Here is a 14,417-nt window from a genome sequence, read left to right on the forward strand (position 1 = left end):
GGTACCCGGTCCGTCTGCTTCGTCCAGAAGCGGCCATTCGAACCGACAGAGCAATTTGGATGGAGCTAAGGCAGTGAAGAATGTCTGTAGATCTCCCCCCAATTTGACTGCCGATTCCACGTCCGCCTCAGTCGCTGAAATCCGCCCGGAAGCCTCATAGACGTATACCGCCAAACACAGCGTTTAGCGTAGCGGATAGATGGTGCTCAGCCGAATGCCGCTGCGCCCGTTGCCGTCAAGCTCCAGAACCTTAAGCGGATGCACCTTTCCTGCCGGCGTCTCTACCAAATCGATGCCGGCGAACTTCTCGATGAGGTGGCGAGCCAACGCACGGCTCGAAGTCGTGATGACGAGATTGAGGGCCCGACTGTTCTCAAGAACGGTCGCGCGCAAGATGTCGAGTAGTCCGACGCGATTGAGATCGTCGAGATGGATGATCGGCTCGTCGAGGAAGAATGTGCCTCCGAGGCTGCGCGCCCGTGCGAGGAACAGCGCGAGCGCTAAATCCTGCCGCTGTCCTTGACTGAAATCCGTCCCGGGGTCGAGCTGCTGACCGCCAGCGTCGGCCAGCCAGTGAAGGAAGTCGCTGTCCTCGCCGAGATTGATGCGATCAAATACGCGGTTGGCGTGCATGCGTGCGAAGAGCGGATTGACGACGCGGCTAAGGTCCTGGACCTGTTTTCGACTCATTGTGGTATAGGCGTCGTAAAAGACCGCTCTCGCGCGATTTGCGGCGGCAATCCGGTCACTCATGCGCTTTTTCCGATCGAGCGAGGGCTGGATTGCTTGGCGCAGTTCCTTGAGCCTCGCGCGCCGAGACTCGGCCGCCCATGCTGCCCGCGCGGCTTCGATGTGACCCTCGGCACGCGATAGCCGCTGGGCTTCCGCGGCGAGCTCCGTCTTGAGTGTGGTTAGGGTGGTATCCGACCAATCGACACCCGGAGCAGCCTCTGCGCAGGCCATGCGCAGAGTGGCGAGCTCCGACGACTTCCGCTGCAATGCCTCGCGGGACTCACGCAGGGCCTGCTGGGTGGCGGCGTAGCTTGCACGCAATTGGTCGCGCTCCTGAGTCGCCGTTTCGATTCCTTTCGCCAGATCCGCTAGCTGGAGCTGAATAACGCGGTCACGCGCAGAGAAGGTCGCATCGAGCTGATCGAGCAGGTCGGAGACCTGCGCGTCGGGTGCGAGGAGGAGGTCACCCGGAAGCGTCGGCGAGAGGCTGTCACGCGCGGCGATGAGCTCTGCGAGAGCATCGGCGACATCCAGATGGAGGCGCGCAGCCTTGACCGTCTCGGGAGTGGCGCCCTCTGCGAGACCAAGCCGCTCTATCGCGCGATGCCGGGCATCGTCGGCAGCTACCAGACCGGCGTGCTCCTTCTCGAGCGTAGCGACTTGGGCTTGCGCGGAAAGCGCTGCATCGAGCCGCCCGCGCGCTGCCCGTGCCGCGTCGGAGGCGACGGTAGCCGCAGCCCTGGCCGCCTCAACGAACTCCGGCGCCGCCGAGAGCGTGGCGGCAATGGCGGAACGCAAACGCACGGCGTCGCCCCAGTCATGCGAACAGGTCGGGCATTTGGCAGCGTCGATGCCATGATCGTGCAACAGGAGATCACGCGCGGCTGCTTGCAGGCGGGCCACCGGATCCGCCGTGCCATCCAGGATGGTGACGGCGGTGCGGGCACGGGCGTCAGCCTCTGCGACGTCGCTGCGCAGGACGGCGAGTGCCTCCTCGGATACCGGTCTCGAGCGCGCCGCCGCCAGATCCGCATCGAGCACGCGCAGGCGCTCGATCTGATCAGCTGCTTGCTCGAGCGCAGCCTCAAGGGCTGCCAAGTCGCTGCGGTATTGCTCGCGCGCGCTGGCGGTCCACAGGCTCTGAGGATATCGTTCCGATAGCGCTGCGAGTGACTGCGGACGCCCGTCCAAGGCACCGGTATCGAGTAGCACAGCGAGAAGCACGGCGCTCAAATGGGAGAGTCGGTCCTTGGCTGCAGCAAATGCGCGGGCCGCGTTGCTCACCGCGTAGCGCTGCGAGCTGCGCTCGGCAACGCGCGCTGCAGCTTCGCTGGTCTTTTGCTCGATGTCGGCAAGCGATTGCGTCAACCTCGCTTCGAGCGCGGCTCCTTCGTCCACAGCGTATTCCAAGCTGGAGCGCGTGCTCCACCGCACTTCAACGCGCTGTGCGGCACGCGTGCGCGCATCCAATGCGTGACTCTGGCGACGCTGGATGGCAGTGAGCGCTTCGAGCAGGTCGTCGAAATTCGCTTGTTCTTGGGATTGGCGCAGCTCATTCGACGCCAGGAGCGCAACGGCAGCCCTGGCTTCAGAGCGTGCCGAAATCGTGCGTGCCGGCCCATCCGTCTCTTCGCCCGCGAGAGCTTTTTCCAGCGCATCGGCTTCGGCGGATTGCCGCGCGATCAGCTGAGTCAGTGAACGAAGCCGGGTGGAGAGCTCGGTTGCATATTTCTCGCACTGGCGCTCGGCATCGAGCAGGTGGCGAATGCCTAGCAAATCGGCAAAGACTTGGGTTCGTCGCTCGATCGTCTCGTCATCGGTATCGACTAGAGCGGCGAGCGACTCTGCACCCAGAAACCGCGTCCCCTTGAGCCAGCGTTGGCGCAGATTGATTGCCGTCAGATGGTGCGCCTCGTTTGCCGCAGCGGCAGGCGCAAGAAGCGCCAGCAGCTCATGTGGGCGGTAATCGGTCGCGCTCGCAACATCGTTTCCGAAGACCGCGGGGGACTGCGCGCCATCCGCAAAGCGAGCGACGAAACGCCGTTGGCCGTCGATATGGAGGTCGGCGGCCGTCACGGGGAAATCGGTCTCCTCAGTGAATTTGGAGCGGAGCACCCTTGCGTCAAAGGACTTGCCTTCCTTCAGGCGCTCGACCTGGCCGGTGAGCAGCCATTCGGTAGCCTCGCACATCGTGGTCTTGCCGGTGCCGTTTGGCGCGAACACCAGCGTCAGCGGTGCGCTGAAGTCGAACTTGACCGAATCGTTGATCCCCCGAAAATGGGCGACGCTCAGAGAAGAAAGCCGAATTCCGCTCATCAGGCCGCTTCCTCGTGGCGCAGGATCGCTTCAGCGACACCGATGGAAACAAGTTCGTTCCATAGCGCCTCGGCCTCAATGTCGAGGCCAGGCCATTGCAGTTCCGGACCAGGCGCGGCTACCGCGTCGGGCAGCCCCAGGACCGTGACGTCAGCCACACGTCGCCATCCGACTGGGTCACCGTCGGCATCATCGGCCGAGGATGGCCAGATCAAATGCTTGCGACAGACCTGCACCGAAAGCTCAATACGGCGAATTTCCTCCCGTGCCTCGGCGTCGGGGGCTTGCGGAAGCGCGAGCACGAGATAGCCATCGATCGGACGGCCCCGTGTGTGGCGTTCGCCTTGGACGAGAACTTCATCGAACCAGGCTTGGCCAGCCGCCGCCGCCTGCTCGACCGACGCCGGGTCGCTTGCCCCGCACGGCCAGAGAAGAACGCGCGCATAGGAGGAGGACCAAAGCGTCGAACCGTTGGGCGGCCGGATAGGTGTTTCCGATTGCGGAAGATCGTTAATGCTCACGAGTCCAACCTTGGCGCAAAGTTCTTCAAGCTGCCCACGGGCGCCCGCGAGGTCCGCGGGTTCAGTTCCTTCCGTCATCCACTCCCCTCCTGAAAGAACGCGCCGATTCGGTCGAGCAGCGCAGTCACGCGCGCATCATCGTCGGCGGCATCATAGTCGGCGAAGACTGCCGCGACATGCGAGAGACCAAGACCCGCTACCCGCCGCAGTACTTTGGTAGTAGTGATATCACCAGCGACAGGTGCAAGCGATCCGCCGGCGGAGAGGTCGGTGCCGACCGCAGGTGCAGCGCTGATGTCGTCCCGCCGATCCTCTTCGATTTCCCCATCGGCAATGTCACCCATGCGTGTGGATCCGAATACCACGAGGTACGGATGTACGCCACCGTTAAGTCTCCATTCGGCAAGATGGCGCTTCAGCGCTCGCGGTGATTCGCTGGGCGAGCGCCACACAAGGATGTGACGGTCCTGCGTATCGATCCGCAGTTGGCCAGTCATACCCGGAACAGTCTGCCACCTGATCCCCTCAATCGACTTTAGCGTCGCAAGTGCATGGAGCCCGGTCTTAAGCGCACTACCCACCTCCGCATCATGGAGTGCATCGGGGTCAACCGGTTCGGCGGCGCGGGTTCCTTTCAGTGTCGAGTTGAGTAAGGACGCCGGGCCGTGCGGATCGGAGCGCCGCAATTGTTCGCCGATTTCGATGATGCCTCTAGCGAGCCTTGGCGCGCAGCCGGGATCGGGCGGATGCCGGCGGAGGAATCGTGCAATCTCACAAGCAGCCGCGCTTGGCGCAATCACGACGGGCGCCGCGATTCCCTCGTCGTGGATCGGGCACGCCATGTTGCCCCGCCAGACAAAGTTACCATTGACCGGGTTGTACGGCGCCCAAGAGACAAGACCCGCAGTAGCCGATGGGTGCGTTTGGCGCACGACTGCGCCAACAACGCCTTGGGCGTTGAGTGCGCGAGTCGCAGGCAAACTCGCTTGGCCATGAGTCATCGTGCCATAAGGTGCAAATACGCCGGTCAGACTGCGCCACTTGTCATGGGTCTCATTCGCCACCGGTTCATCATGCGCGACATTGCAGAGCGCAACGGCGCCCGATCGCCCGGCAAGCACGACGTTGAGGAGTGAATCGATCGCGACCGCCCAGTTCTGATTGAAACCGGTTTGGAGCAATGACCCCACGACGAGCGTCGGCCGGTCGTCAGGAAGAGTCGCCAGCATGCGTTGTATCCTTGCTTGTGGCGACGCGGAGTTCTGCGCGGCCGGTTGCACGAGATCAGCGCAAATCAGCGGCAAGATGTCGAGATCGGTGAACCGCAGATGTAGGAATGTCTCGCCGGTCTGCAGGTCGGGAATGGCCACAGCCTCGAACGCCTGCTGAAGGACATTCTTGAGGTACGCGATACAGTGGGTAATGCCATTGGGCTCGTGAACCCAGCACCATCCGCCGTTGACCCGCATCGCGACGCTGAGGGGGTGATCAACCTGCAACCAAGCCAGATGGCGATGCGTGCCTCCTTCTGCTCCACCTGTCTGCCAATCCAGCACAGTCTGGCCCACGGTTGCCCCGAACCCAGCGATCAATACGAGCGGACGATTAGTCGCTCGTACAATCTTATCGACCGCAGTCCAGTCACCTGAGCCCAAGGAATATTCCGGTGCGACGACGAGAACGGGACCGCCTCCGGGCATCAACTGCTGCAACGCGGGCTGCGGGTGGTTCGGTCCTCCGATGAGCAGGTCGCGCAGAACGCTCACCGCGATTGGCCGGGAAGCATCATGTAACGCCTGGTCAATCGTCGCCGAAAACTGGAGAAGGCAGATATTGAGCCCACCTCCTGTGCGAAGCGCATAGTCCACATCGATCCGGGTATGATCTCCTGCGAACTGAAAATGCAGATTGGGCACGTTGTAGTAGGGGCAGCCGGCAACGGTTGAACTGTCGCTCGTTAGAATACCTTCTTCCCGTCGTCATGTGTTATCGCCACCTTGACCCTGGGGATCTAGCAGTCGTGGCTGCCTCGGCGTACCTTTAGCCCCTTCCTCCCCATACCGCTCTAGGAAAGAGGGGATCGGAGCTCGTCCGGCACGGCCGATTTGTCTGGATTCAGTTCGCAAAGGGCTGCTTCGGGTCGATATGGTGAGTTCGCAAGATTGCGGACCCACCGTTCGACCGCGCAAAGTACCCTACGGCAGTTGTAGGCTGCGTTGCCGCCGCTCATCTGGCGCACGCTGGCCGGCAACTGAGGCCGACTTGCCGGCGTGCGGCCTCAAGGCGTGACCGGCAGTAGTCGGAGTGGAGTTGCCGTTCCATCGACCGTTTCGTCCAAGGGGCCACAGGCCGGTGATGGCCGCGGGCTGCGACTCCGTGCTTCGGACTTTCGCAGGGGCGCGCCTTCAGTCCACCGTCACCTCGAAATAGAGGTCGGTGGAGCGGGCGCCGCGGGCGCTGGCCTGCGCGGAAGGCAGCGCGTCGCTGCGTAGAACGTATCCGGCTGCGCCGGTGGTCTGTTCGAGGGCGGCGACCAGGGTGTTCAGCGGGATGTCACCCCAACGCTTCTTCACCGCCATGTTGTGGTCCACCGGGATCAGGGCGACCCGCAGCCCACTCATGGATTCGAGGCCGCCCTTGCGAAGGGTTGCGTTGTAGCTGCCATGATGACCGACCTTGTAGAGGACGGTGCGTTTAAGGAGATCGTCGACCACGACCCGCGTGCCGCCGACCGTCCACTCGTGGGTGCGCCAGGATTCCCAGTTCCCGACCTGGGCGTCGGCCGCAAAGAGGAGCACGCCGGCCGCGCCCAGATCGACCGCCAGCACGAGACTGGTGTTATTGACTAGGTTGTCCAGCATCAGCGCGAGCTGGGTCGCGCTATCCATCCAGGCGAGGTCGATACTGCGCCAGGCTTCGCCCGCGCCCTCGTCGACCCAGTAGCGGGCTTGGAAAAAGGGCATGCTGCGAGCGACCACGTCCGGAATCCGATAGGGGCCGCCGAAGGGCTGGTCCTCGTCGCTGCCGCCGAGCGCCGCGGCGGCAGCGGCGACGCTGGCGGCGAATGCCTCGGCCGCGAGATGGTAGGTTTCGTCCCGGTCCGTCTTGGCGGGCAGCATCTTCTTCAGGAAAGCCTCGTCGCGGGGCGGGCCCAGCACGTAAATGCGCGCGCCGAAATCGGACAGTTCGAACGGCTCGTCCTTCGGGTCGCAATAGCGAAGCGTGGCGCCGCCCTTGGCCCGCAGCGCGTCCATAGCGCCGTCCGTGGTGGCAGCGCCGGCGGCGCCGAAGAATTCGAGGACCGTCGCCAGCAGCGTTGGCTCGGCGCTGGCGGCCAGATGCATCCTCGCCGCCGCCGGTTGCAGCATCGCCAGCGCATCCGCCTGTTGCTTGCGCAGCGGCGCGGCGTCGGGGTCGCGGGGGTTCTCAGTCCATCCCAGCCAGACCTGGCCGACCTTCAGCCGGGCAAAATCATCGGCCGCCTGCACGAAGCCGGACACGTGATCCCAGTGTCGGTGAGTGGCCACCAGGACATCCACGGTCCCGCCGGATTCCTGGATCACGTCCCTCATGACGGCGCTCATCTTCGCTTGGGCGTTCGTTGTGCCGAGGATCACGCCGCAGTCGATGAGCATCCGGAACTTCCGCCCGGTCGCGCTGGTGAGCGTGAGCAGGTGGCAGTCGCCCAGGCCGTGCCGGTAGGTACGTACCGTGGCAGCCGGACGCGGCGCGTTCGTTGCCACCGGCGTTACCACCGTTGCGCCGGGTCCTTTCCTGGATCTCGAGCGCGTCTTCGTCGTGCCCTTGTCGCTTGCGTTGCCTACCATGGCGATTTCCTCAGCGGCGGTGAAGGAAGGCGAAGGGCTCGCGCGCCTGCGCCGCCAGTCCGGTGTAGTTGTTGCCGGCCGCGTCCATCTGCGCCTGCCAGGCGGCCTGACTGCGCGTGACGCGGGCCACTTGGTCGAAGCGCTTGCGGACCATATAGACCGCCGACTGGGTATTGAGGTCGAAAAGTAGGGTCGCGCCGCCGCGGAATTTCATGCGGCTGCCGTCGCAGGCAGTCAGGGACTGGGTCAGTTCAACGACCAGTTGCGACAGCAGGCGCCCATCCGGACCGACCCGCTGCAGTGGCCGCACGGAATGGACCTCGATGGCGTGCAGGTCGCATTCAATGCTTTCGCCGGCCGCGTTACGCAGCCGGTAACCTTTGGCGGCCCGGCGCTGCAGGCCGAGCATCTCGAACTCCTCGTCGCTGACACTGTCCTGCAGCCAGCGGTGAACCTGCCGCGCATTGACCAACGAACTGAGCCACGCGCGGCGCCGATGGGTGCTGCGGTCCCACTTCAGGCGCAACCTGTGCAGCAGGCCACCGAGCCGGCTGAAGGCAAGGGGTGGTGGCTCCCACAGCACGGTTTCGACGGACAGGCTGCGCACCGCTTCGGGGAAGATGCCGCGCTGGGCAAACGCCGACACGAAGGCCACGCGGTAGCCCCACGGGTCCGACGGCACGAGGTCGTGGTCGGCGGTGACGAGGGCGCGCAGGAAGTCGCCGAAGGTGATGTCCACCGGCGGGCAGTAGTCGAGCGCGCGGATACAGATCGTCAGCACGTGGCCGGCGACCTTGGCGGCCACGTCGGTGAGGGCGTCGGTGAGTTCGCTGGACAGGACACCTGGGGGCAGCACTTCGGAGCCGCCGGTGGCCAGACTGATCGGCCGCAGCGCACGGCGCGCGTAGACCTGCGAAAAGGCGTCGAAGACCGCAGCGACGAGCACCGCGCCGCGGGCGTGGGGCTCGTTCGATGCCTGGTAGTCGCCGATCGTTGGCCGCGCCGGCGTCCAGGTCTTGCCACCGGCCCCGTCGTCGGTGAACTGTCCGATGGCATTGCGCAGCCCGCCGTGCAGCCCCCGCGCCCTGCCGAATTCGACGGCCAACTGAGCGAGCAGGCTGTTCTGCCCGGACAGGTCGCCGCGCACCTTGCGCAGCTGGTCGCGCAAGGATTCGTGCAGGGTGAAGTGCTGGAACAGCGCGACAATGTCGGCGAAGGCTTCGTGAAAGGCAAGAACGTCGGGGTTCGTCGGCTCGCGGAAGCGCGGGTGGAGACCGTCGAGGAGCGCGTGGGTCGTCTCGTGGGCGACGATGTCATGGGAAAGCGCGGTGAATACCGTCTGGCTCGGCGCGCCGGCGACGTCGAAACGGCACGAGAAATAGCCGAGCAACAAGGCCTTGCGATCCGGGCTGTAGTAGGCGTTTTGCTCGCGCAGCGCGTGAGGATAGATGCGCAGCCGCTGCACGAAGCGTTGCCCGGGCCGGGTCTGCGGGCGATTCTGCGCACCGCTCGTTGGTGGATCGCCGGCGCGCGCCTGCAGCGGCACCTGCACGACGCGCGGAGACCACAGGGCGGTGCGGCCCAGCGCCCGCTCGAAGTGTTCGATGGTCTTCATGGCCACCGCGTAGGCCATTTGCTGGTGGAACTGGGGGTTGGCCTCGGCGGGGCGCAGGCCGTCGGACGCCAGGAGGCGCGGGTCGTTGAGGTCCACCGGCGCATAGCAGCAGCCGCTCGCCGGGTCCACGTCCACCACTTCGACGTATTCGCCGACCGGCCCCGGCGCCAGGTTGTGCTCCCAGCGGATAGTGGAAATGGTCTCGTTGAGTCCGATTGTCTCCAGTTCCCGGCCGAGCGACGGGTCGTAAGCATAGATTCGCAAGCGGCGCGCAGTGGGTTCGGGCGGGCGCGGTGCGACGGCGTGCCTCAACTGCAGGGCCTCGACGCTAGGCGAAGTGGCGGCCGGCCCAATCGGGGGCGCGTCAACGGCCCGCAGGGCGCGGCGCAGTGCTTGCGAGGCCCGGGGATGTTCGGCAAGTGCCTTCGCCAGCGCGCTCCGCGTGCTGGCATCGAGGGAGGCCGGATCGACGCCGGCATCGGGCAGAATTGCCTCGATCGCCGCGGATTGGGAAAGCTGCAGCGCCTCCAGTTCGAGCATCGCCTGCTGCGCGGTGCCAGCGTCAACGCCGAGGCCGGTAAGCACCTTGAGGAATCCGAAGCAGGCCGAATCGGGGGCTTCCTTGGCGAGTTGTGTCTCTTCCGCCGGGGCCACCGCCATAGCAGCGGCGACGCGCAATTCGCCGTTGCCCAGTTTGTGGCCGTCGCCGCGGGCAGCGCTGGAAAATAGGGCCCGACGCGCCGCCTCGACGCACATCCAGGGCTGGGAGTAGGCATCGCAGGCGGCCTTGTTTTTCTGCAGCCACATGGCTGCAGCGGCGGCGATCTGGGGCGTTGCTGCGGACGTACCCGCACCATCGAAATCGACCACGTCGGAGCAGCCGAACTTGGCCCACGGCACGTTCGGCGTGCTGGCAGCGAGGGCTGTGCGCATCTTGCTGTCGGGGCCGTAGTTCCCGGCCATCTTTCTCAGTGGCAGATCGGCGTAAGGCGAGTGGTCAGCCATCACGCCGCAGGCAGCAATGACGCGGTTGAAGCGCGCCGGATAGACAAGATGGCGGGTGGGCAGATTGCCGAAGTTGTTGCCAGCCGCGGTGACGACGACGACCCCCGCCTCGTAAAGCGCGTTTACCGCGTCCGCCCAGGCCCGGCTAGCGAGGCCACCCATGCTCATCGAAATCACCGCCACGGCGCTCTCTGGCCCCTTTCCCGCGGTCAGGCCGTGTACATAGTCGAAGGCCTGGGCGATGGCGCTGTTGTAGAAGAGCTCGACCCGGTTGGCGACACGGATAGGCACCACCTTCACGAAGGGTGCGGCGCCGAGCCGTGGTAGGCCCGCTGCTGGCGCGCCGGCGAGGATGCTCAGGGTGCCGGTGCCGTGGCCAAGGTTATTGAAGAAGCCGGAGGAGTCGTCGGCGGCATCGTTCGGGCGGTCATCGTCGACGAAGTTGCGCTGCAGGGTCCGCTCGAGGCGCCGGGGCAGGCTATGGTGATCAGGGTCGTAGCCGGTATCGAGGTGGGCCACCCGCACCAGCTTGCCGTCGTCGGCAGGCAACGGCAGATCGGCCAGCGCACGGGCGAACTGACCGTGGGCGTCGTCCTGGTACCAGAAGTTGTCCAGCGCCCCGGGAAAGCCATCGGGGCCGGTCTTCTGGTCGTCCGCCGCGCACGAGGCGACGAGCGCCTGTTCGCGGTCGTTCGGTGGGGCGGTTATCCATGCCTGCTGTAAATCCGGCTCGGCGAACTCCGGCCGGACCCCGCCGGCCAAACCGAGGCCCTGGGTGACCATCGAGTGACAGACGTCCCACGCATTGCCCATGTCCAGCGCCACCGGCGCCTCGACAATGTGCCAGATCGACGGCGCCGCGACGCTGGCTGTGCGGGGCTCGGTGATACTGCCGAAAAGGGGGCGGGCACGCAGCACCGCAGCCTGCCCGGCAAGGGACAGGGACGTGTTCGGCGCCACGACCGGCATCTTGACGAGGAATCTTTGAACTTGGGCCATCACCCGCCTCTCCACGGTCGATGCGCCGGGCCGCGCGTCTCGCCAACCCCATGCGCGCGCAACCCGGGCGATTTCAAGAGTTCTTCCGTTAAAGTCCCGCCATCGCCGGGCCGGCGGACGGGGCAGGTGCCGCCACGAAACCAGGCGCTCTTGCTGGCCGTAGCGGACGAACTCGCGCCGCTGCGGGTCCGACGACGGAATCGCGAACTGCGGGGCGGTGCGTCCGCCGCGGCAGGCGCGCTTTGCGAGACCACGGCGAACCACCGTGTTGTGAAGTGGCGCCGCTCCAGCCGGCGCATCGCCCGCGGGCAGGGCATCGGGGAAACCCGCTGTCTCCCCGCGGGAGCGCAGCGCGTCGCCACGGATTCTGCATTGAGATCAAAGAGTGCTGCGCCGTGCTCCTGATCTGCACCAGGCGCCATGACCTTCTTGATTGCGCTTGTCGCGTCTGTCATGCACCGTCCTCGGAGCGTTGGTCACTCTTGCAACTGCTGCTGGTATTTCGCGGGCAGAAAGCGTTGATCAGGCTGTCAACTCGCCAATCAGCGCCAGATCGGCAATACCGTTGGCCGGCCGCCCGTTCTGCGCCCGCCAAGTCTTCACCAGATTCAAGGTCGTCTGCCCGAATATGCCGTCGACCTGAATATCCACGCCGCGGTCAGACAGCCCGAGTTGCAGCAGCCGGACGTCGAACCCGCGCGCCAGCGGGGCCGACAGCGTCAGCGGCCGTGATCCCGGTTGCGGGCCGTCGTAGCAGCCGGGGGGCATTGCGGCCAGCGTCAGCGGTGAAATCTCCTTGCCGCGAACCACAAACGGCAGCTCCAAGCCCCAGAAGCCCTGGTCGGCGGCTGCGTACATTTACACAATCTCGGGCTAGACAAGGGCCCCTTCATGACAAAGCATTCGTTCAGCATAGCCTGTGGTCGACAGCATTCAAGTGATCGCGGGCCATTTCATGCAGCAGGCGCAATGTGCTCGGCCCGGGCCGATTGCGGCATGCCCAGGTAGGTGAAGCAGTTGAGGATGGCGGGCGTCTCTCAAGAAAACGTTTTACAAGTTATTGTTTTCTTTGCTAACGCCTTCCACCGCTTGCGGGGGACGGGATGCTCAGAAGACGGATCGCAAAGTACGCTAAGCGTGCGCTGAGGCTGGCACCGTAAGCGTCCGCCCAATGCCGTCTTTCCTTCGGCGTAGCCGTCGCTGACGATCACCCCCTCTGAGGGGGCACCCAACGTTGTGCCCACGATTGCATTCATGGACACAAATTTGGATCAACGCCCGCAGCGCGGCCCGCGCGGGCCGTACCGCCGCCACACGATCGAGTTCAAGCGTACCGTCGTCGAGCAGTCGCTGCAGCCGGGCGCCTCTGTGTCGCGGCTCGCGCGCCAGCACGACATCAACGCCAACCAGATTTTCACGTGGCGCAAGGCCTACCACGAAGGTCGTTTGGGTACGGCTGCGTTCGTGCCGATCGTTCTCACCGACACCGATGGTTTGGAGGCAACGGAGAGGCTCGATCCCCCGGCGGTCGCGTTCGGTCGGCTGACGATCGAGCGCAAGGGCGCGCGGCTGACCGTCGAGGGACGTCCCGACGCCCAGGTGCTCGCGCAGGTGCTGGCGGTGCTGTTGCGATGATCGCCCCGCCTTCTGGGACGCGGATCTGGATCGCGGCCGGCATCACCGACATGCGGCGCGGCTTCGACGGGCTGGCGGCCCTCGTTCAGACCCAACTCCAGACCGATCCCTTCAGCGGCCAGATCTTCGTGTTCCGGGGCCGACGTGGAGACCGGATCAAGGTGCTGTGGTGGGACGGCGACGGCTTGTGCCTGTTCGCCAAGCGGCTCGAGCACGGCAAGTCCGTCTGGCCGCAGGTCACGCACGGGAGCGTGGCGCTGACACCAGCGCAGCTGTCGATGCTGCTCGAAGGCATCGACTGGCGGCGCCCGGTCAGAACGGCACCGAATCGGGCCGCATAGCGGTAGATGAACGTCTTTTAGCGGCATTTGGCCGCATGCTTCGGTATCATGCCGCCATGGCGAACGCCCCTGTTTCCACCCCTGACGAAGTCATTGCCCTGCGGGCGAAGGTGGCCCAGGTGTCGATCAAGCCGAAAGGCATCAGCAAGAAGAAGCGCACGATCTGGGTGCCCGAGTTCCGGCATTACACCGAGGTGCAGGGGCGGTTCACGGATCTGCTGCCGGTGAAGGAAGGCGACGTCGGGGCGGGCGGCACGCTGCACTGAGGCAGCCGGGGAGGGCGGGCGCATGTGCGGTCGTTACGCCCTCTACGATCCGGTCCCGCACCTGCGTGAGGCCTTCGACGTGCATGCCGTTCCAGCGATTCGATCCAGGTGGCGGCGGCCTGGTGCAGCGCGGGGGTGAGGAGGGGTAGGGGCATGGCGTCACCGATGACGAATGTGACGCAGCGCGCTGTGGGTGGCGGTAAAGGTACTTTCATTCATTGTGCCTGTCGCAGTTCGGAATCATGATGTTCCGGACCTACAGTGCCTGCATTTCGTATGACCTAATCCTGCCCGAGCGATGACCACCCGCTTCACCCTTTCTCCTGACGAAATCGAGATCACCGCGATCCGGGCCCAGGGTGCGGGCGGTCAGAACGTCAACAAGGTGTCGAACGCGGTGCATCTGCGATTCGACATCGTGGCATCGAGCCTGCCCGAGGACATCCGCGCGCGACTGCTGGCCCTGCACGACCATCGGATCAGCACGGACGGCGTGGTGATCATCAAGGCGCAGAAGTTTCGCAGCCTGGAGAAGAACCGCGCCGAGGCGCTGCGCCGGCTGGAAGAGCTGATCGAGGGTGTCGCGGCGCCCCCGAAAGCGCGTCGCGCGACCCGGCCAAGCCGCGCGTCGGTCACCCGCAGGCTGGAGGGAAAAGCGCGGCGGGCGTCGATCAAGGCCGCGCGCGGCAAGGTCAGCGACTGATCGGCTTGTCCCGTCGAGGGTCAGTGAGCGTCCCGCATCACTCGGCGTCCAGCAGGCGCGCGCATTCGTCCATCATCGAGCGCGCCAGCTCCGAGTCGTAGTTCGGATCGAGCGCTTCCATCATCTCGTGCGTGGTGTAGAGGCCGGCTTCCCGTGACAGCGAGCCGGCGATCTGGCGCGCCAGGCCGTCGCTGAGCGCGGAGAGCTGGCGACGCTCCGCCAGTGGTAGTGCGCGCTCGCTGCGCCCGAGCCAGTCGGCGATGAAACTCGCGCCCTGGGCCTCGGTGAGCCACTGGCCATGCTCGTAGTGGATCGACAGGCGCTCGGCAGTGAGCGCGAAGATCAGCGCGGCGCGCGTTCCCCGGCTGTCGGCGGGCGGTGTCGGGCGGGGGTGTGGGGACATCGTGCAACGGCCAGGTTAGGTCAGGAGACGGCCGGATGCTATCAGCCCTCTGCT

The 14,417-nt window shown here is 65.3% G+C and carries 11 protein-coding genes; 4 read left to right on the top strand and 7 right to left on the bottom strand.

Translation table 11 applies throughout. The features are described from left to right. Positions 1-183: 183 nt before the first annotated feature. The 6 genes from GH664_RS23070 to GH664_RS23095 form a co-directional block, all read right to left on the bottom strand. Positions 184-3,048 carry an AAA family ATPase gene (locus GH664_RS23070; RefSeq protein ID WP_153167863.1) on the bottom strand — a complete coding sequence of 955 codons (2,865 nt, stop codon included), beginning with the start codon at positions 3,046-3,048 and terminating at the stop codon, positions 184-186. Continuing rightward, entirely contained in the window at positions 3,048-3,647 is a 600-nt protein-coding gene (locus tag GH664_RS23075; RefSeq protein ID WP_153167864.1) for a hypothetical protein, read from the bottom strand. The genes GH664_RS23070 and GH664_RS23075 overlap by 1 nt, the downstream gene beginning before the upstream one ends. Beyond that, complete coding sequence (locus GH664_RS23080) at positions 3,644-5,485, bottom strand: ABC-three component system protein (protein WP_153167865.1); 1,842 nt, start codon at positions 5,483-5,485, stop codon at positions 3,644-3,646. Before GH664_RS23080 ends, GH664_RS23075 begins: the two co-directional genes overlap by 4 nt. A gap of 489 nt (positions 5,486-5,974) precedes the next feature. Beyond that, positions 5,975-7,396 carry an MBL fold metallo-hydrolase gene (locus tag GH664_RS23085; RefSeq protein ID WP_153167866.1) on the bottom strand — a complete coding sequence of 474 codons (1,422 nt, stop codon included), beginning with the start codon at positions 7,394-7,396 and terminating at the stop codon, positions 5,975-5,977. Between the two features lie 10 nt (positions 7,397-7,406). Continuing rightward, positions 7,407-11,015 (bottom strand): S8 family serine peptidase, encoded by a 3,609-nt coding sequence (locus GH664_RS23090; protein WP_153167867.1) that lies wholly within the window; start codon positions 11,013-11,015, stop codon positions 7,407-7,409. Between the two features lie 522 nt (positions 11,016-11,537). Continuing rightward, a complete protein-coding gene (locus GH664_RS23095) occupies positions 11,538-11,873 on the bottom strand; it encodes a peptidoglycan-binding protein (protein ID WP_153167868.1) in 336 nt (111 codons plus the stop codon). Between the two features lie 396 nt (positions 11,874-12,269). Here GH664_RS23095 and GH664_RS23100 point away from each other — a divergent pair, with 396 nt between their 5' ends. From GH664_RS23100 to arfB, 4 genes are all read left to right on the top strand, one after another. Continuing rightward, a complete protein-coding gene (locus tag GH664_RS23100) occupies positions 12,270-12,650 on the top strand; it encodes a transposase (protein ID WP_153167869.1) in 381 nt (126 codons plus the stop codon). Beyond that, a complete protein-coding gene (tnpB, locus tag GH664_RS23105) occupies positions 12,647-12,991 on the top strand; it encodes an IS66 family insertion sequence element accessory protein TnpB (protein WP_153167870.1) in 345 nt (114 codons plus the stop codon). The genes GH664_RS23100 and tnpB overlap by 4 nt, the downstream gene beginning before the upstream one ends. A gap of 56 nt (positions 12,992-13,047) precedes the next feature. Then, entirely contained in the window at positions 13,048-13,257 is a 210-nt protein-coding gene (locus GH664_RS23110; RefSeq protein WP_194270376.1) for a hypothetical protein, read from the top strand. Positions 13,258-13,555: 298 nt separating this feature from the next. Then, positions 13,556-13,960, top strand: coding sequence for an alternative ribosome rescue aminoacyl-tRNA hydrolase ArfB (arfB, locus tag GH664_RS23115; protein ID WP_153167872.1), 405 nt, complete (start codon positions 13,556-13,558; stop codon positions 13,958-13,960). A 37-nt stretch (positions 13,961-13,997) separates the two neighbouring features. Here arfB and GH664_RS23120 read toward each other — a convergent pair whose 3' ends face one another. Beyond that, positions 13,998-14,363: a hypothetical protein gene (locus tag GH664_RS23120; RefSeq protein ID WP_153167873.1), complete on the bottom strand. Its 366-nt coding sequence runs from the start codon at positions 14,361-14,363 to the stop codon at positions 13,998-14,000. Between the last annotated feature and the right edge of the window lie 54 nt (positions 14,364-14,417).

This window comes from Thauera sp. 2A1 (assembly GCF_009469595.2).
Classification (GTDB): Bacteria; Pseudomonadota; Gammaproteobacteria; order Burkholderiales; family Rhodocyclaceae; genus Thauera.